The organism is Natrialba hulunbeirensis JCM 10989 (assembly GCF_000337575.1).
GTDB lineage: Archaea > Halobacteriota > Halobacteria > Halobacteriales > Natrialbaceae > Natrialba > Natrialba hulunbeirensis.
Window position 1 is genome coordinate 159,952 of the sequence record NZ_AOIM01000013.1, and the last position, 16,061, is coordinate 176,012.

A 16,061-nucleotide genomic window follows, 5' to 3' on the forward strand; every position below is an offset into this window, starting at 1 on the left:
ATGATCTGGGAAGTCTTCCGCCAGGCAAAGACCGGCGAGTACCACACCCACTGTGGCAACGTCCACGCACCCGACCGCGAGATGGCCAAACAGTTCGCCGCCATCCAACACGGCCGGCGCAAACCCACGAACAGCCTCTGGGTCGTCCCACGCGAAGAAATCGGCGAGATCGGCAGCGACGAAGTCGCCTTCGGCGGCACGACCGACAAGAGCTACCGCTGGGCGACCGCCTACAACACGACCGGCACCGACGCTCGCGAGGTCGTCGAGTCCGAAGACGAGCAAGCGACCGCCGAGAAACAGCGAGGTGACGACTGATGGCGACACCAGATTTCAGTGAGCCCGAGGAACTAACCGCTCGCGAACGCCGGGCACTCGAGTCCCTGATCAAACGCCTCGCCGACGACGAGTTCGTCCTCGCCGAACGCTACACCGAGTGGCAGGTCCGCGCGCCGACACTCGAGTCGGATCTCGCGCTGGCGAACAACGCACAGGACGAACTGGGACACGCTCGGCTCTGGTACGACGTGCTTGGTGACCTCGGATACACGGAGCGAGAACTCGTCTACGAGCGCGATCCGGCGGAGTTCCGCCACAGTACGCTCGTCGAGCTCCCCTTCGAAGATGGCGACTGGGCGGACGCGGTGCTCCGGTCGTATCTCTACGACGTGGCCGAGGAGCTTCGATTAGAGGCACTCGAAGACTCGTCGTCGCCGACAATCGCGAACCGGGTTGCAAAGATTCAGCAGGAAGAGGGGTATCACCGCGAGCACGCCCAGAACTGGGTCGAGCGGCTCGCCGAGGGCGAGAGCAACGGTGGAGAAGGCCACAAACGCCTGCAGGCGGCGCTCGACCGGCTGTTCCCGCATGCGCTGACGCTCTTCGAGTCGTGCGCGCCGCCACGCGGCGCGAACGACGCGAACGACGCGAGCGGCGACAAGCCACGAGCAGCCGGCTCCGACGTCGAGGCCGACATCGTCGACCTCGGCCTCCGAACCGCGACACTCGAGGAACTCGGCGAGGAGTGGCTCGCGATCGTCGTTCCATACCTCGAGTCGCTCGGCCTCGACGTTCCCGAGAGCGGGCAGACCGGCGACGGCGAGTTCGAATTCGAGGTCACCCAGGAGATGCTCCCCGACGAACGCGGCCGGGACGGCACCCACACCGACGCGTGGGCCGACCTCTACGACGACTTCACGCACACCTACCGCGAACTGGGGCGGAGCGAACCAACGAAGATCATGGAGATCCCGGAGTGAGCCCACAATGAGTAGCAATAGTCCAGAACCGACCGAGACCGACGCAACGCCCTGTGCCTACACCGAGTACCAATCGGCCGATGGCGACGTTGCCGCAGAGCTCCCAGCGACTGGTGCAAACGCGACCGGACTCGAGTCCGAGGTCTGGGACGCCCTCTACGAGATCGAAGATCCGGAGATGCCGATCAGCATCGTCGATCTCGGGCTGATCTACGGCGTCAGTGTTGCTGCGGGCGTCGCGACCGTCGACATGACGCTCACCTACTCGGGCTGTCCGGCGCGAGAGATGCTGACCGAAGAGGTCGAAGAGACGGCAGCGGCGGTCGAAGGCGTCGACGACGCCGACCTTCGGCTCGTCTGGAATCCGCCGTGGACGGTCGATCTGGTAACCGAACAGGGGAAAGAAGATTTGCGGGAGTTCGGGCTGAGTATCTAACCATGCGAGGACACAACCGGCCGGACCCGAGCACGACGACGAGCGGCGAGACGACGGGCGCGACGTGTCCGTACTGTGACTCGACGAACACCGTTCGTGAACACCCGAAGGGGCCGTCGCTCTGTCGATCGATGCACTACTGTAACGAGTGCGAGCAGCCGTTCGAAGCGTTCGGATAGAGGCTGACTGCGCCGCCGCGCTCGGTTCCACTACGAATCCGCATCACTCGCCGGCCTCAAGAGCGGTGCTACGCGCCACGACCCGCCTGCAGAACCAGCCACTCGACTGCCACATTTATTATCGATCGTACGACACTGTGAGGCATGGACACCGAAGCCTTCTTCGAGGGCATGCCCTTCGCATCACTGCTTGGGATCACTATCACCGAGTGTGCCGACGGCCACGCCGAGGGGGAACTCGAGATGACCGAGGACCTCTCCTGGAACGAAGACCAGTTGATGGCCCACGGTGGGGTCACGTTCACGCTGGCAGACACCGTCGGCGGGGCGGCGCTCGTCTCGCTGGTCGACCAGCCCGTGCCCACGATCGACATGCGGATCGACTACCTATCAGCCGGGACGGGAGATCTCTACGCCGAGGCAGAGGTCGTCCGCTGTGGAAGCGACGTAGGCGTGGTCGACGTCGACGTCTACGCGGTCGACGACGAGACACACGTCGCGGATGCGCGCGGTGTGTACAAGACGGGGTAACGCACGACAGCAACAACAGCCACAATCAGAATCGGCGACTCAGACCGGATCGAGTCCGTGCTCCTCCCGAAGCACGTTGATATACTGGCGGAAGCCGGACTCGAGATCGTACTCGGGATCGTAGCCCAGATCGGACTGGGCCGCCGTCATGTCCAGATTCTGCGTCCAGGGAAGTTCGCCGTCGTCGGAGACGTCGATCTCGGCATCCGGGAGCACGGTTTCGACCGCCTCGGCGGCCTCGCGAACCGTCGCGAGGACGCCCCGGACGTTGTACACGCGCTGAGTGAGCTCGTGCTCGGGTGTGAACGCTGCCTTCCGGAACGCCTGCGCGATATCCGCGACGTGTTGCCAGTCGATTGCCTGGTCGCCGTAGTCGACGCTGTAGGGCTCGCCGAGCGCCGGCTTCTCGATGATATTCGCGAGGAACGCCGAGCCGCCGGTTTCGCGGTACGGACCGTAGGCGACGGTCGGGCGGAGCGCGACGTGGTCGAGGCCGTACTCCTCGTGGTAGACCCGCGCCTGGTGCTCGTTGTACTCCTTCGTCGCACCGTAGAGCGTGTCCGGGTAGACAAGTTCGCCTTCGTCGACCCAGTCTGCGTCGTAGTGCTCGGGCGGGGCGTAGGCCGCTGCAGAGGACGCCCAGGCGACGCGCTCGACCTGGTCATCGAGCGTGCGTGCAGCCTCGAAGACGTTGTTCGTCCCCAGAATGTTCACGTCGGCCGCCGCGCGCGGGTTCTCGCGCGCCGTTGTCGTCAGGAGCGCGGCAAGATGGATGATGTGCGTCGCGCCGGTCTCTTTGACCGCTCGGATGACCTCTGTCGGCTCCGAGATGTCTCCGCGGCGGACCTCGACATCGTCCGCGACGCCGAGGTTCTCGAGAATCTCCGTGTCCGTCGAGAGATCGTAGGCGACCACGTCGTGGCCGTACTCGAGTAGGTCACGAGCGACGTAGGACCCGATGAAACCAGTGCCGCCGGTCACCAGTACGGTGGCGTTCTCGCTCGTCATCGCTCGCTCACCACGCCGTCTCGACTGTGGTCAGTGTGGAGTGGCCCGCGAACGGAACAGCCGCTGTGCGCGAGGGGTTCTGTCATACGGTCTCACTGTCGCTGGCTAGTGACTTTGCTCTACCGGTGGGGTGCATCCAGCGAGGGCGCCACCGACGCTCGGTCAGGTATCAAATCCGACCGCGAGACGAAATTCGCCGGTGCGATTTATGACACTGTACGTGAAAAAGAAACGTGATCACGTGATGTACAAGCACGTCGCACTCCTGGTCCGGCAGGATGACCTCTCTCACGAGGAGTTCGTCGACTACTGGCAGACCAACCATACACCCATCGCGAAGGAAATCGAGGGCGTCGTTCGCTACCAGCAGGTGCTCCCGACCGACCCAGAAAACGCCGAGTTCGACGGCATCGCCGAACTCTACTTCGAGACACTCGAGGAACTACACGCTGCACTTGGCAGTCCTGGCTCGCGCGACTACGATCCGACGAAAGACGTTGCGGCGGAGGCCCGGCGAGACGTGAACAACTTCCTCGCGATCGACGAGCGACCGCGGCTCATCGGCGAGGAAATCGTCCAGAAAGACGAGGTTGACAGCAATACCAACGGCCTCTACAAGCACTCGGCGTTCCTCGTCCGCCAGGAGGGGATGACCCACGAGGAGTTCGTCGACTACTGGCAGGAGACCCACACCCCAATCGCCCGCGAGATCGAAGGCGTCGTGAAGTACAACACGGTGCTCCCGACCGACCCCGAGAACGCCGAGTTCGACGGCGTGGCCGAACTCTACTTCGACGACCTCGAGAAGCTGTACGACGCGCTCGGCAGCGAGGGCTCGCGCGACTACGATCCGGACCGTGGCAAGGCAAAGGAGGCCCGCGAAGACGTGAACAACTTCCTCGCAATCGACGAGCGACCGCGGCTCATCGGCCGCGAACGACTCGTCACAGACGAGGGGTGACGAGACGGTGACCGACTTCGAAACACAGGTCCGTGACGTCTTCCCCGAACTCGAGTCCATCGAGGACGAGGACCTCCGCGAGCGGGTCGTCGAGGCGTGGGCGCTCGGACTCGAGCGCGGCGGCTGGCAGGATATCTCGGATATCCCCTACGCCTGGAATATCGACGAGGTGACCAACGTCGAGCACGTCCGCGGCGTGACGCGGATCGCGATCGACTCGGCGGCCCAGCAACGCGAGTTCCACGGTGCCGACCCCGACCTCGACACCATCGTCGCGGCGTGTCTCCTCCACGACGTGGGCAAGTGCTACGAGTATCCGCCGTTCGTCGCGGACGACCTGCTCGACGAGCCCGATCCGCGCTACGTCAGCGAGGAGATTCCCCACTCGATTTCGGGCTACGCGCTCGCCCACGAGGTCGGCTGTCCGCTCGCGGTGCAGCGTGCAATTCCGCACTTCCTTGGCGAAGTTCCGACCAGAACGCTCGAAGCCGAACTCGTCAAGAGCGCCAACTCGGCGTCCTCGAACGCGATCACGCAGTCCGCGATGGGGATTACGCTCCAGGAGTGGGTCGGGGAGTACTCGCAAACGTCCTGATTGCCTACCGACGGCTCACGAGCGGACAGACCACTCGTGTTCGAATAGCGGGAACACACTTTTTGCAGTTCCACGTGAGCGTGCAGCTATGACAGCACACTCGGATCACCGGCCCGTCGAAACCGTCGAGACGGCGATTGACCTGCTCGGCGTGCTCAAACAGGCCGGGCGGACAGGCATGGGCGTTACCGAGATTGCAGCCGAACTGGGACTCGCAAAGAGCACCGCACACCGCCACCTCCAGACGCTCGTCGACCGCGGCCTGATCGTCCGTGCAGGCGACAGCTACCGACTCAGTTCCTGGTTTCTCGACTACGGGATTCACGTCCGGAACCGACACCCGCTGTACGACCTCGCCAGGCCGAAGGTGGACGAACTCGCCGCCGAAACTGACGAGAAGGTCTGGTGTGTCATCGAGGAGGACGACATCGGTGTCCACCTCTACGGCGCAACGGGGAAACACTCGGTCACGACCCACGCTCGCGTCGGTAATCGCACGCCCTTACACCAGTTCGCCGCCGGCAAAGCGATCCTCGCGAACCTCCCCGACGGACAGACCGACCGGATTATCGACGGCCACGGACTGAGCGAGCGGACGCCGCAAACGATTACGGATCCAGGCGAATTGCGCGGCGAACTCGAGTCCATCCGCGAACAGGGCTACGCACTCAACCGCGAGGAGTCGGTCCCAGGCGTTCACGCGGTGGGTGCACCGGTTCGAGATGAGGATGGGCGCGCCATAGGGGCCATCAGCATCGCCGGTCCCGCAAACCGGCTTCGCGGCGAGTTGCTCACGCAGGAACTGCCGGATCTCTTGCTCGGTGCGGTCAACGAGGTCGAGGTCAATCTGGCTCACGCCTGAACGGGCCTCGTCAGGGTGTCTGCTTCGTCACTACTCGTGGCAAGATCGAGTTAGATCCCCAGTGTCCCCTATTCTGGAGGTGTGTTCGAACAGATAGAACAGTAATCTGCGCGCGAGAACCGGCGTTTAATCGCCCACGTATTACAGGTGTACATCCGTAATATACTGCCTTGCTCTGCGTACACAACTGGAACTGTATACCGACACTGGCGGCGACTCCTGATTTCGGCACAGATCTGTTCCCATTATTCGAACAACCCAGGGTGGTAGCAGGGTGAGTGAGCCGAAAGGACTCGAGTACCCGCTCCACAACCCCGTTCACTCGTCCAGTCCGAGGAAGTCGACGGCGTTCTCCCAGAGGATCTTCCGCTGGGTTTCCTCGTCGAACTCCAGTTCGGCGAACTGCTCGAGCCACGGTTCGGGTTCGAGCATCGGATAGTCGGTACCGAACATGACTTTGTCCGAGAGCAGCGTTTTGGCGTAGTGGAGCACCTGATCGTCGATGTACCGCGGCATCCAGCCCGAGAGGTCCATGTAGACGTTGCCCTTCTGCTGGCAGACGGCGAGCTGTTCTTTCTCCCAGGGGTAGGCCGGGTGGGCGATGAGAATCTGTAGATCAGGGTACTCTGCCGCGACGTCGTCAATCAACATCGGATTCCCGTACTTGATCTTTAGCCCGCGGCCGCCCGGCGAGCACGCGCCGAGCGTCGAGTTGCCGCCGTGGAAAACGACGGGGACACCGAGGTCCTCGATCGTCGCCCAGAGTTCCTCGTGTTCGGGGTCGGAGGGGTCGAACCCTTGCGCGATCTGCTGGAACTTGAACCCCGACAGATCGAGGTCCTCGACGCAACGAATCGCCTCCTCGACGCAGTCATCCTTGAGGGGGTCGACGGAGCCGAAGCCGATGAAGAAGTCGTCGTACTCGTCGCGAACGTCGGCGACGTAGTCGTTCGGAACGGGCGGGTTGCCAGTATTCGTCTCGGCGTCCCAGCCGAGCAGGATTGCCTTCCGGACGCCGGCCTCATGGTACTCCGCGCGCATGTTCTCGTAGGTGTCCGTCTCGAGATCCGCGCCGAAGCGGTCGGCGGCGTCGCGCATCAGCTGGCCGCCGGCGTCGTGGAGAAACTCGCTGGTCGGCTGGTGGGCGTGCATGTCGATTGCGCGCGGCTCGTCGGACTCGAGTACCGTCGGCACGGTCATGTACGGGTCGACGGCACGCATCTACATGTAGTTTCGGCCGAATGTATTGCTGCACCCAGATACGATAATTCAAGAGAGATGTTTTCATAGTACTCTAGAAGCAAATACTATTGACACAGAAAGCGTGAAAGGGGTACCAGAAGAGGAAGGAGCGCAAGAGATAGCTTAGTTCGGGCTGTAAGGGGAACTACCAGATTGTGATTGCCCTATCCACAAATCGATCTACGAGAGGTTTTCGAAATAGATTGTCTGCGGAATTGGGCCCATACACACCAGTAGTACAGTGTTCTGAGACCGTTCAAAGAATCTCCATCGACTTGGTCCACAGCAGATTTCATAACTAACCAGACATGCAATAGTATCTGTCACATATGGCTACGAACCGGACGAAAGTTCCCGAACCGACTCGTCGCCAATCTCGTCCAGCACGTGCTCGTGGAACGCCTGCAACGCCGCACTCTCGTCCTCCGCGAGCACCACGTCGCTCGCCGAAAGCGTCGCCAGCCCGAACGCCCGCGGCGTCGGCGAATCGAGCAGCGTGCGCTCGACGGTGATTTCGTCGGACTCGAGTGCAGCGACGAACGACTCGAGTTCGGCGACGTTGAGTTTGTCCTCGAGAATTTCGCGGTAGGTTTCCTCGATGACGGCGAACTCCTCTAAGTCCTGTGCGAACCCGAGGAGCATCTCGCTTGAAACCTGTTGCTCGCTGGCGGATTTCTCGTAGCCCTTGTAGCGTTTGAGGATCATCAGCGCCCGGGTTGCGTTGATTCGGAAGTAGCGCTGGAGGAGGTCGGTGCCGTCGATGGCAGCGCGCAGGTCTTCGCGGACCCGCTCGGGCTCTAAGTCGTCGAAGATGCCTTCCACGTCGACCTTCCGGTTGAGCGGCATCGAGAGCACAAAGCCGTTGTCCGCGACCGCGACGCGGACGTTGGCCGTCGCCTCCTGGGCGCAGTAGTAGGCGAGCAGCCGCGAGAGGCCGTCGTTGAATTTGCGGCCATACGCGGAGTGGACGTAATAGTGGCGCTCGTACTCCTCGCGGTCGCGTTCGACCTCGATCGCGAGCCGGTCGGGCGTGCTCACGCTCTCCGCGCCGGCGTACCGAAGCTGGTGGTCGAACAGCCGTGCAATCGCGCGGACGCTGTCGTCGTCCAGCGGAAACTCACGGAGCCAGGCACGAACCCGGGGCGGGCCGCCCGCCTCGTAGTGGGCGAGTAGCTCTGCCTGAAAGTCGAGGATCTCACAGCCGAGGTCGTACGAGAGTGGGAGTCGCTCGGAGTACCACGACGGAACCGTCGGCCGGGCACTCGTGCGGTCGACGTAGACCTTCGAGCCACGCCGATAGCGGAACTCGAAGTGGTCTCCGCCGAGGACGAAGACGTCGCCCTTCTCCAAGGTGTCGAGGTAGTTCTCGTCGAGCTGGCCGACCCACTCGTCGCCGGCGCGAGTGGAGACGTCGCAGGTGAACGAGTCCGGAATCGTCCCGATGTTGGTCATGTAGATCACCCGCGCGAGCCGGCCGCGCTTGCCGACTAGTGGCTTGCCGACGGGAAACTCCTCGTAGTGGTGTTCGCCGTCGGGCGCGTCGTTCGTATCACGCCAGACCTTCGCGTAGACGTTCTTCTCCTCCATGCCGGCGTACTCGGCGGTCAGGTAGCGCATGAGCGACTCGAACTCGGCTTCGGAGTAGTTGCGGTACGGGTAGGCACGCCGGAGAATTGCCGTAATCTCGGACTCCGGCCGAATCTCCGCGATCGCCATCCCGTAGACGTGCTGGGCCGCCACGTCCTGGGCGTTCTCGGGGATCGAGACGGAGTCGACGAACCCGTCTTCGGCCTTCTTCAACATGACCGCGCACTCGAGTAGCTCGTCCCGGTCGAGGGCGATCACTCGGCCCGTCACGGTCTGGCCGACGCGGTGGCCCGCGCGGCCGACGCGCTGGAGGAGCGCGGCGACTGATTTGGGCGAGCCGACCTGCACGACGAGGTCGACGTGGGGCATGTCGATCCCTAACTCGAGGCTTGTCGAGGAGGTGACGACATCGAGGCTGCCCTCCTTCAGCCGGGCCTCGATATCCTGTCGGACGTCCTTCGAGAGGCTGCCGTGGTGACAACCCGAGTTGTCCTCGTCGTAGGCGTCGAACCGCTCGCGGAGAGTGTGGAGCACCCGCTCCGCACCGGATCTGGTGTTCGTGAAGACGAGCGTGTTCGTGTGGTCCTGGATGTGTTCGTGGAGCATCCGGTAGAACCGATCCTGGACGACCTCGCGGGAGGTGTTGATCAGATCGTCGGTGGGGCACTCGAGTTCGATGTCGAATTCGCGGGCGAAGCGGGCATCGACGATGTCGTAGTCGCGTGGTTCGCTTTCCGGTTCTGCCTCGGTGGCTGTTGTGTCGGTGCCTGCTGCGTCGTCGACGGGTTCGTCGCTAGCTGCTGCGTCGGCGGTCGACGAGCCGTTGGCCGCTGTGTCGTCGCTCGGCATGCTCGGCTCCTCGCGGCCGACCAGAAACTCCGCGACCTCCGAGAGCGGTTCGATGGTCGCCGAGCAGCCGATTCTGGTGGGTTCGTGGTCGGTCATCGCCGCGAGTCGTTCGAGGCTGACCGATAGGTGGGTGCCCCGCTTGCCCGCTGCGAGTGAGTGAATTTCGTCGACGATGACGTACTCCACCGTCCGAAGCTTCTCGCGGAACTTCGGCGAGTTCAGCAGGATGGCCAACGTCTCGGGAGTTGTGTTCAGGATGTGGGGCGTCTCCTCGAGCATCTTCTGGCGGTCACTCGAGGACGTGTCACCGTGACGGATGGCGTGTCGTATTTCGCCCATCTGCGCTCTGTCGTCCCGGTCGTCGACGATCGATTCGATCCCCTCGAGGGGCACCTCGAGATTGCGGTGAATGTCGTTTGCGAGGGATTTGAGCGGCGAGATGTAGAGGCAGTAGACGGAGTTTTCGAGGCCACTGGTGGTGTCGCTGTTGGTGGTGGCGTCACCGGTGGTTCCACTGTTGGTGGTGGCGTCGCCAGTGGTGTCGATACCAGCGGCGGTCGTGGTGTCAGCATCAGCGGCGGTAGTGGTCTCGGTGTCAGCGTCGGCGTTGTCGGCATCAGGGACCGCCTCGCGATCGCGTCGATAGAGTTCGTTGATAATCGCTGCAAAGGACGCTAGCGTCTTTCCCGCTCCCGTCGGCGCACAGATGAGCGTGTTCGTCCCGTCGTGGATGTTCGGAATCGCCCCCCGCTGCGGTGGCGTGAAGAAACCGTCGTTCTCGGGGACGAACTCGCCGAACTCCTGAAGCCACCACTCCTGGACGGCGGGTTCGAGCAGGTCGAAGACGTCCCGGTCGTCGATCGTCGCGGTCTCGAGATCGAAGGGGAGGGCGTCGTCGTCGATCGGCAACTCGCGGCGCGCGGTCCCATCCATCACCACCGTCTGGGGGACCGGCGTGTAAGAGGGTTTGCCCACCGGAGCGAAAGTGAAGCGGTGGCTGGGTCCCGATGGACGACTGGGTGGCAGCGGCCAACGACTGCAGAACCTGCAACGATCGGCAGATTCATTGGAACCGCTGGATAGAGAATCCCTATGTTCGAACTTCCACTCCACGCCGGCAGCGGGCACCCAAATCTCTTCTGGATTCTCGTTCCCAGTTTCCTCACGTTCCTCGCCGGACTCGGTCTCGGTGCGCGCTCGGAGCGCGTACTCGAGGTACTGCGACCGGACGACGCATCCTCGAGCGAGTAAGTCGGTCGCGAATTATCGGTGCCGACGACGCTGCAGCGTCCCACGAACGATCGGCGTCGCCGGAAAGACGCCGCGGTCGATCCGTTCGATCTGTTCGACGGCGAACTCGTCGTGACAGACGAACCGCTCGACGGTGTCTCGAGTAAGTTGACAGCCGCCAGCGACGCACTCCCAGAGCGGATTCAGGACGTGCTGTCCAGTCCCGCGCCAGCCGTCGGCACGAACGTGCTCGAGAAACCGCAACTCGCCGCCGGGTTTGAGCACGCGCGCGACCTCCTCGAGTGCAGCGTCAGGCTTCTGGATCGTACAGAAGACGAGACTAGCGAGCACGACGTCGAACGCATCGTCCGGGTAGGGGAGTGATTCGGCCCGGGCGTCGCGAATGTCGACCGCACACCCGGAGTTCCTCGCCTTGGCAATCGCCTGACGGCGCATATGTCGATCCGGTTCGATTGCGTGGATCTCGACCGATGGAGCCGTCTCCGCGAGGTACGGAAAGTTCGCGCCCGTCCCGGCGCCGATGTCGAGTACGCGACCCGAGAGATCCCGTGTCAGGTATCGCCGGTGTGGCTCGAACAGGAGCCGATCCGGCACGAGGAGGTCGTAGGCTGTCGCGACCAGCGGATGCGAGATTTCGTTCGTGTCGACGGGTGCGCCCATATCGTGATCTACGACGCGGCGTGTGTTATCGGTTCGGCCAACGCGGCCAACGCGTCGGTCGGTTTCGGCCAACGCATCGGTCGGTCGTCGCGACACATCGTACTCAGCGGATCGTCTTCGGAATGCACTCGATCACGTCAGTGGCAATCACGCCCGGTCCGTACTCAGCCGTCGCGAGTTCGCCGCTCTTGCCGAGAATCCAGGCACCGAGCTCCGCCGCCTCCTGGCGCTCCATCTCCTGACCCAGCAACGACGCCGTGATCCCGGCCAGCGTATCGCCCGTTCCCGCGACGGTCAGTGCCGACGTGCCGGTGTCGTTCTCGAGTCGCTCACCCGCCGTCACGATTTCGTCGACGCCACCAGTCAGCGTGATCACTGCGCCCGTCTCCTCGGAGAACGCCTCGAGTGAGCCATAGGCCTCGTAGATCGGATCGTCCTCCGACCCACTCGGTGTGAGCACGGCCGTCGAGAGATCCGACTCGAGTGCGGGTTCGATCGCGAGGGCGTCGACGACGACGGGGATGTCGGTTCGCTCGAGAACGTCGCGGATCGCGTCCGCGTCGGCGTCGACGAGGCCGGGGCCGATGACGAGTGCGTCGGCCCACTCACAGCTGTCGACCGCGTCGTCGGCTGCGTCCTGATCGAACTGATCGCCGTCGTAGGGGCTCACGAGCAGATTCGGCGACGAGCCGGCGACGGGATCGTAGAGTGGGTCCGGAACGAGCACGCGGACGTGGTCTGTGCCGGTCCGAAGCGCTGCGCGTCCGACGAGTGCGGGCTGGTTCGGATAGTCGATGCTACCGCCGACGACGGCGACGCGGCCGTTGTCGGTGTCGCTCGTCTCTGAAATATTCGAGAGCGTTCGTTGTAGGCGACCCATACGAGCGGTAGGGCAGCCTCGCGGGAGTGGATTCGGCAGGCGTGTTCCGGTTTGGAAGCGGCCGCTCTCGACGTGAATAGAAGTGATCGGTGCGAGACGCCAGCCAGGAACTCGTTACTCGATGGGGGTTCCGCGATTTCGCATGTCTGCGCCACAGTCGGGACAGGAGCCGGGCGCAATCGCTGTTACGACGGTTCCGCAGGCGAAACACTCGTATACCGATTCCTCGCTTGGGTCGAGTTTGACGTCTTTCATCGTGGTGGACACCGTGACGCACCGGCCGTCACATTCAGGAATATTAGGGATATTAGGTTGAATCTGTCCGTTGAGTATCTAGCGTCACCAAAATAGCAGGGTTCACTATTCAACCATGGTGTGAGACGGTACGCCAAGCTCGTCGAAAATCACCGAGAAGAGCTTTCGCTGAACCGTCCGGTGGTGTCGATAGAACGCCGCCGGTGAAATCGAGAGCATCGACGCGATATCTTCACCAGAACGCTCGCGCGGCGATTCGAAGTAGCCGCTGTAGTACGCGAGTTGGACGACCTCGAGTTGCCTGTCGGTCAGCCGGTCGAGCAGTTCGGCGCGGAGATCCCGTGGCGTCGTCCGGTCGACTCGCCGCTTCGACCGCAGTTCGATGTCTGGGAAGGCTGTCGTCACGATATCGGTGCTGGCACCGGTGTCGGCACCCCCGCCGATGGTAGTGCCAGCAGTGGTATCAGAACCACCTTCGTCACCAGTACCAGCAGTACCACCTGCGCCACCAGCGCCAGCACCACCGCCCACATCGGCCGGCACGTCGACGACGACGCGAGTCGAATCGGGCGTCGCCCGAACACTGCGAAGGATGGCACCGTGGTCCGCGAGCGTGAGCGCTGGGAACGGCCGCGCGAGTTCGAGTTTGATCGTCCCGCCGCCCTCGCCGGTCGCGTTCGCGTTCGTGTTCGTGTTCGTATTCGTATTTGCACTTGCACCACCACTCGTGCTCCCACGTCCCCCACGCTGGTGGTCGCTGACGACCTGCGCGTCGGTGACCGCGACGAGTTCAGTCGCCGCTGAGACGACATCGGCTGCCGGCGCCCCTTCGACCGAGGCGAACACCGTCGCGCCGTCTTCGTGCTGGCGAACGCCGCCGTCGAACGAGAGCGTACAATCCGCTCGCGTCGCGAGGCGGGTGAAAACGAAGCTCTCGTCGGCGACATCGAACTCGAGTCGCGTGTTCGCGTTCGAGAGGAGTGCGCGCTTGCGGTCGACCGCAGCGATAGCCGAGGCGATCGTTTCGCCGAGTTCGGTGAGGACGGCTCGAGTGACGTCGTCGAAGGCGTCGGGGCGGTCCGCGTAGACGGTCAGCACGCCGTAGGAGAACTCGTCGTAGGAGAGCGGGACGCTGATAACCGACTGATACTCGCGAGCGAGCGCCTCGCTCCGCCAGGGCTGTTCACGCAGGTCGTCGACGACGTTGGAGACGACCGTTCCCTCGCGCGTGAGGGCGGTTCTGACGGCGGGTTCGCAGTCGTTGATGGACGCTTCGGTCGTAGCTGCAGTCTCCGCTGCTGACCCGTCTCCCGTGGCTCCGCCACCCGGCTGTGCGGGGAGCGAGAACGACACGCTATCGAGGTAGTCCCGCCCGCGATCCGTCCCACCGTGGGCGCGGGACTCGAGTCGCTCGCCGGACGGATCGTCGGTACCGATCCAGGCGAACGAAAAGCGATCGGTGGCCGTCAGTCGGTCGCAGACGCCGTGTTCGATCTCGTCGCGCGTTTCGGCCTGGACGAGTTCCTGGTCGATCTCGCGGATGATCTCGTTGATCTGGTTGAGACTGGTGAGCTGACGGTTCTGGTGTTTGAGTTCGCGATCGCGCTCCCGAAGCGTGCGCTCGCGTTCGACGCGGTCGAGCGCCGCCTCCGCCGTTGCCGCCAGCAGGTCCGTCACCTCGCTGGAGACCTCGTCGAAGACATCCGCCTCGGCCGAGCCGGCGACGAAGACACCGTGGTCACCGAGCGGGACGAACGCAGCGCTTCTGATCTCCGTCGTCGGATCGGCGAGTAACGGCGAGTCGTGGACGTCCGCCAGAAACCGGCTCTCGCCGTCGATAAAGACATCGCCGACGATGCTCTCGCCGACCTGTTTGGCTGAGAGCGGGCCGTGAAGCGCCGCCATCGAGTCCGAGCGTGCGGCCGGGCGAAGCACGTTCTCGTCGGTATCGAACAGGTAGATCGCACTCGCCTCGAGGTCGAGCACGTCCGTCGCGTCCTCGACGGTAACGGCCGCGATTTCGCGATCCGTCTCGGCGTAGAGCAACTCGCGGGCGGTTCGGTGCAGCGCTGTCAGCGCCTCCTCGCGGCGCTTTCGGGTCGTAATATCACGACAGCTGTAGAGAAGCGTCCCGTCCTGAATCGAGACCTCACGGACGTTGACCAACAGGGTGTGCTCGCGACCCACCTTGTCCGTTGCCGTACACTCGATATTCGTGAGGACACCGTCCTCAGCGAGCTCCGCGCGGTCGAACAGGTCCGCGCCGAGGAGTTCGTCAATCGAGCCCATCTCGTGGATCTCGGCGTCCGTGTAGCCGAAGATGAAGTGCACGTTCGGGCAGACGTAGGTAAACTCGCCCTCGTCGTTCGTGATGAGGACCGTATCGGTCATATGATTGAGCGTCACCCGGTGGAGCTCCTCGGACTCGCGCAGGTCGGACTCGAGTGCCGCGCGCTCGGTGACGTCCGTCGCCCGGACGAGGATCGTCGTGACGCGGTCGCCGTCGGTGACCGGACGGACGGTCAGGTCAAGCGTCTGGCGGCTACTTTCCGCTGTCTCAGCAGTGTCCGCTGGTCTGTCATCCCCGTCGTTCGGCCGCTCACGTGTAACCTCCCGCCGTACTACCTGGCCGCTCGCAGCTTCTTCGACGGCCTGGTGGATCGTCTCCCGACAGTCCTCGAGTTGGTCCCACGAGGCGAGCGACCAGAGGTCGCGCCCGCGAACGTCGGACGGCGTCGCGTCGAGGTCGGCGAGCGCAGCCTCGTTCGCCTGTCGGACCGCGCCGTCGGGGTCCAGGACCCAGCCGTACGCCGACGGATCGTCGAAGATGGCCTCGAACTGGCGGGCCTGCTCTCGGCGTCGGTTTCGTTTCCCAGTTCGCGACAGGACTCCTTCGACGACGGCCAAGAGCGCGGTATTCGAGTCGTAGGAGGGATCCAGATCTGGGTCTAGGTCTGGGTCTGGGTCTGAATCTGAATCTGGATCAGGTCCTGATGTTGAACCCGCATCAGCATCCACATCCGCACCCACATCCACATTCACGTCCGGTTCGCCAACACGCGGAACGTACTCAGTACACCCGGCCGCGGCTACTGCTCGCGCGAGTACACCATCCCCTTCGCCTGCCCCCGGCGAGAGAACGACCGGGATCTCGTCCCCGCCGTCACTCGGCGCGTCGCGCTCTCCAACCCCCGGTTCACAACCTCCATGTTCTATGTCGCGCTCTCGGATCGACTCGAGTACCCCCAGTCCTGATCCGTCGGGAAGGTCGGCCGCCGTCACCACGCAATCGACGCCGCCGACACCGTCGACACCGCCGGCCGCGTGCCGGTCGAGCCACTCGAGTGCAGCGGTCGCCGTCGGGACCGACTCGATGGTCGCTTCAGCGAGTGGTCCGCTCCACGCGGAGACGAGGGAGTCGAACTCGGTCGCGAGCGCAGAGCCGACGACGAGCAGCCGTGGCGGGGGCGCGTCGACAGTCCGTGTGGTATGCATTCGATGGGAAT

At 63.6% G+C, this 16,061-nt stretch carries 16 protein-coding genes; 9 read left to right on the top strand and 7 right to left on the bottom strand.

Annotation, left to right across the window (positions count from 1 at the left end):
• The 5 genes from paaB (at position 1) to C483_RS04525 (ending at position 2,405) form a co-directional block, all read left to right on the top strand.
• Positions 1 to 318 (top strand): 1,2-phenylacetyl-CoA epoxidase subunit PaaB, encoded by a 318-nt coding sequence (paaB, locus tag C483_RS04510; protein WP_006652171.1) that lies wholly within the window; start codon positions 1 to 3, stop codon positions 316 to 318.
• On the top strand, positions 318 to 1,259 hold the full coding sequence (gene paaC, locus C483_RS04515; RefSeq protein WP_006652172.1) for a 1,2-phenylacetyl-CoA epoxidase subunit PaaC: 942 nt from the start codon (positions 318 to 320) through the stop codon (positions 1,257 to 1,259). Before paaB ends, paaC begins: the two co-directional genes overlap by 1 nt.
• A gap of 7 nt (positions 1,260 to 1,266) precedes the next feature.
• A complete protein-coding gene (paaD, locus tag C483_RS04520; RefSeq protein WP_006652173.1) occupies positions 1,267 to 1,695 on the top strand; it encodes a 1,2-phenylacetyl-CoA epoxidase subunit PaaD in 429 nt (142 codons plus the stop codon).
• 2 nt (positions 1,696 to 1,697) lie between these two features.
• The gene (gene paaE / locus C483_RS20355) at positions 1,698 to 1,874 is read left to right on the top strand and encodes a 1,2-phenylacetyl-CoA epoxidase subunit PaaE (protein ID WP_006652174.1); all 177 of its coding nucleotides are present in this window, start codon (positions 1,698 to 1,700) and stop codon (positions 1,872 to 1,874) included.
• 144 nt (positions 1,875 to 2,018) lie between these two features.
• Positions 2,019 to 2,405 (top strand): PaaI family thioesterase, encoded by a 387-nt coding sequence (locus C483_RS04525; RefSeq protein WP_006652175.1) that lies wholly within the window; start codon positions 2,019 to 2,021, stop codon positions 2,403 to 2,405.
• A 39-nt stretch (positions 2,406 to 2,444) separates the two neighbouring features.
• Here the strand turns inward: C483_RS04525 and C483_RS04530 are convergent, their stop codons facing one another.
• Positions 2,445 to 3,413 (bottom strand): NAD-dependent epimerase/dehydratase family protein, encoded by a 969-nt coding sequence (locus tag C483_RS04530; RefSeq protein ID WP_006652176.1) that lies wholly within the window; start codon positions 3,411 to 3,413, stop codon positions 2,445 to 2,447.
• A gap of 244 nt (positions 3,414 to 3,657) precedes the next feature.
• Between C483_RS04530 and C483_RS04535 the strand changes: the two genes are divergently transcribed.
• From C483_RS04535 to C483_RS04545, 3 genes are all read left to right on the top strand, one after another.
• Positions 3,658 to 4,374 carry an EthD domain-containing protein gene (locus tag C483_RS04535; protein WP_049912427.1) on the top strand — a complete coding sequence of 239 codons (717 nt, stop codon included), beginning with the start codon at positions 3,658 to 3,660 and terminating at the stop codon, positions 4,372 to 4,374.
• 7 nt (positions 4,375 to 4,381) lie between these two features.
• Positions 4,382 to 4,969 carry an HD domain-containing protein gene (locus C483_RS04540; protein ID WP_006652178.1) on the top strand — a complete coding sequence of 196 codons (588 nt, stop codon included), beginning with the start codon at positions 4,382 to 4,384 and terminating at the stop codon, positions 4,967 to 4,969.
• 88 nt (positions 4,970 to 5,057) lie between these two features.
• Entirely contained in the window at positions 5,058 to 5,831 is a 774-nt protein-coding gene (locus C483_RS04545; RefSeq protein WP_006652179.1) for an IclR family transcriptional regulator, read from the top strand.
• 318 nt (positions 5,832 to 6,149) lie between these two features.
• Here C483_RS04545 and C483_RS04550 read toward each other — a convergent pair whose 3' ends face one another.
• The gene (locus C483_RS04550) at positions 6,150 to 7,031 is read right to left on the bottom strand and encodes an amidohydrolase family protein (RefSeq protein WP_049912428.1); all 882 of its coding nucleotides are present in this window, start codon (positions 7,029 to 7,031) and stop codon (positions 6,150 to 6,152) included.
• 375 nt (positions 7,032 to 7,406) lie between these two features.
• Complete coding sequence (locus C483_RS04555) at positions 7,407 to 10,442, bottom strand: ATP-dependent helicase (protein ID WP_006652181.1); 3,036 nt, start codon at positions 10,440 to 10,442, stop codon at positions 7,407 to 7,409.
• A gap of 159 nt (positions 10,443 to 10,601) precedes the next feature.
• On the opposite strand from C483_RS04555, the gene C483_RS20360 reads away from it, so the two are divergent.
• On the top strand, positions 10,602 to 10,760 hold the full coding sequence (locus tag C483_RS20360) for a hypothetical protein (protein ID WP_006652182.1): 159 nt from the start codon (positions 10,602 to 10,604) through the stop codon (positions 10,758 to 10,760).
• Positions 10,761 to 10,772: 12 nt separating this feature from the next.
• On the opposite strand, the gene C483_RS04560 is transcribed toward C483_RS20360, so the two are convergent.
• The 4 genes from C483_RS04560 to C483_RS04570 all read right to left on the bottom strand — a co-directional run bounded on the left by C483_RS04560 (position 10,773) and on the right by C483_RS04570 (position 16,050).
• Positions 10,773 to 11,420 carry a class I SAM-dependent methyltransferase gene (locus C483_RS04560; protein WP_049912429.1) on the bottom strand — a complete coding sequence of 216 codons (648 nt, stop codon included), beginning with the start codon at positions 11,418 to 11,420 and terminating at the stop codon, positions 10,773 to 10,775.
• Positions 11,421 to 11,523: 103 nt separating this feature from the next.
• Positions 11,524 to 12,300 carry an NAD(P)H-hydrate dehydratase gene (locus C483_RS04565; protein WP_006652184.1) on the bottom strand — a complete coding sequence of 259 codons (777 nt, stop codon included), beginning with the start codon at positions 12,298 to 12,300 and terminating at the stop codon, positions 11,524 to 11,526.
• Positions 12,301 to 12,414: 114 nt separating this feature from the next.
• The gene (locus C483_RS19840; protein WP_006652185.1) at positions 12,415 to 12,555 is read right to left on the bottom strand and encodes a rubrerythrin-like domain-containing protein; all 141 of its coding nucleotides are present in this window, start codon (positions 12,553 to 12,555) and stop codon (positions 12,415 to 12,417) included.
• Positions 12,556 to 12,660: 105 nt separating this feature from the next.
• A complete protein-coding gene (locus tag C483_RS04570) occupies positions 12,661 to 16,050 on the bottom strand; it encodes a bacterio-opsin activator domain-containing protein (RefSeq protein WP_006652186.1) in 3,390 nt (1,129 codons plus the stop codon).
• Positions 16,051 to 16,061 lie beyond the last annotated feature (11 nt).

What these genes read in the sequence shown, in the direction of transcription:
- paaD (WP_006652173.1), top strand. Translation starts at nt 1,267, where the DNA reads ATGAGTAGCAATAGTCCAGAACCGACCGAGACCGACGCAACGCCCTGT.
- paaB (WP_006652171.1), top strand. Translation starts at nt 1, where the DNA reads ATGATCTGGGAAGTCTTCCGCCAGGCAAAGACCGGCGAGTACCACACC.
- C483_RS04550 (WP_049912428.1), bottom strand. Translation starts at nt 7,031, where the DNA reads ATGACCGTGCCGACGGTACTCGAGTCCGACGAGCCGCGCGCAATCGAC.
- C483_RS04555 (WP_006652181.1), bottom strand. Translation starts at nt 10,442, where the DNA reads ATGGATGGGACCGCGCGCCGCGAGTTGCCGATCGACGACGACGCCCTC.
- C483_RS04560 (WP_049912429.1), bottom strand. Translation starts at nt 11,420, where the DNA reads ATGGGCGCACCCGTCGACACGAACGAAATCTCGCATCCGCTGGTCGCG.
- C483_RS04530 (WP_006652176.1), bottom strand. Translation starts at nt 3,413, where the DNA reads ATGACGAGCGAGAACGCCACCGTACTGGTGACCGGCGGCACTGGTTTC.
- C483_RS19840 (WP_006652185.1), bottom strand. Translation starts at nt 12,555, where the DNA reads ATGAAAGACGTCAAACTCGACCCAAGCGAGGAATCGGTATACGAGTGT.
- paaE (WP_006652174.1), top strand. Translation starts at nt 1,698, where the DNA reads ATGCGAGGACACAACCGGCCGGACCCGAGCACGACGACGAGCGGCGAG.
- paaC (WP_006652172.1), top strand. Translation starts at nt 318, where the DNA reads ATGGCGACACCAGATTTCAGTGAGCCCGAGGAACTAACCGCTCGCGAA.
- C483_RS04545 (WP_006652179.1), top strand. Translation starts at nt 5,058, where the DNA reads ATGACAGCACACTCGGATCACCGGCCCGTCGAAACCGTCGAGACGGCG.
- C483_RS04570 (WP_006652186.1), bottom strand. Translation starts at nt 16,050, where the DNA reads ATGCATACCACACGGACTGTCGACGCGCCCCCGCCACGGCTGCTCGTC.
- C483_RS20360 (WP_006652182.1), top strand. Translation starts at nt 10,602, where the DNA reads ATGTTCGAACTTCCACTCCACGCCGGCAGCGGGCACCCAAATCTCTTC.
- C483_RS04525 (WP_006652175.1), top strand. Translation starts at nt 2,019, where the DNA reads ATGGACACCGAAGCCTTCTTCGAGGGCATGCCCTTCGCATCACTGCTT.
- C483_RS04565 (WP_006652184.1), bottom strand. Translation starts at nt 12,300, where the DNA reads ATGGGTCGCCTACAACGAACGCTCTCGAATATTTCAGAGACGAGCGAC.
- C483_RS04535 (WP_049912427.1), top strand. Translation starts at nt 3,658, where the DNA reads ATGTACAAGCACGTCGCACTCCTGGTCCGGCAGGATGACCTCTCTCAC.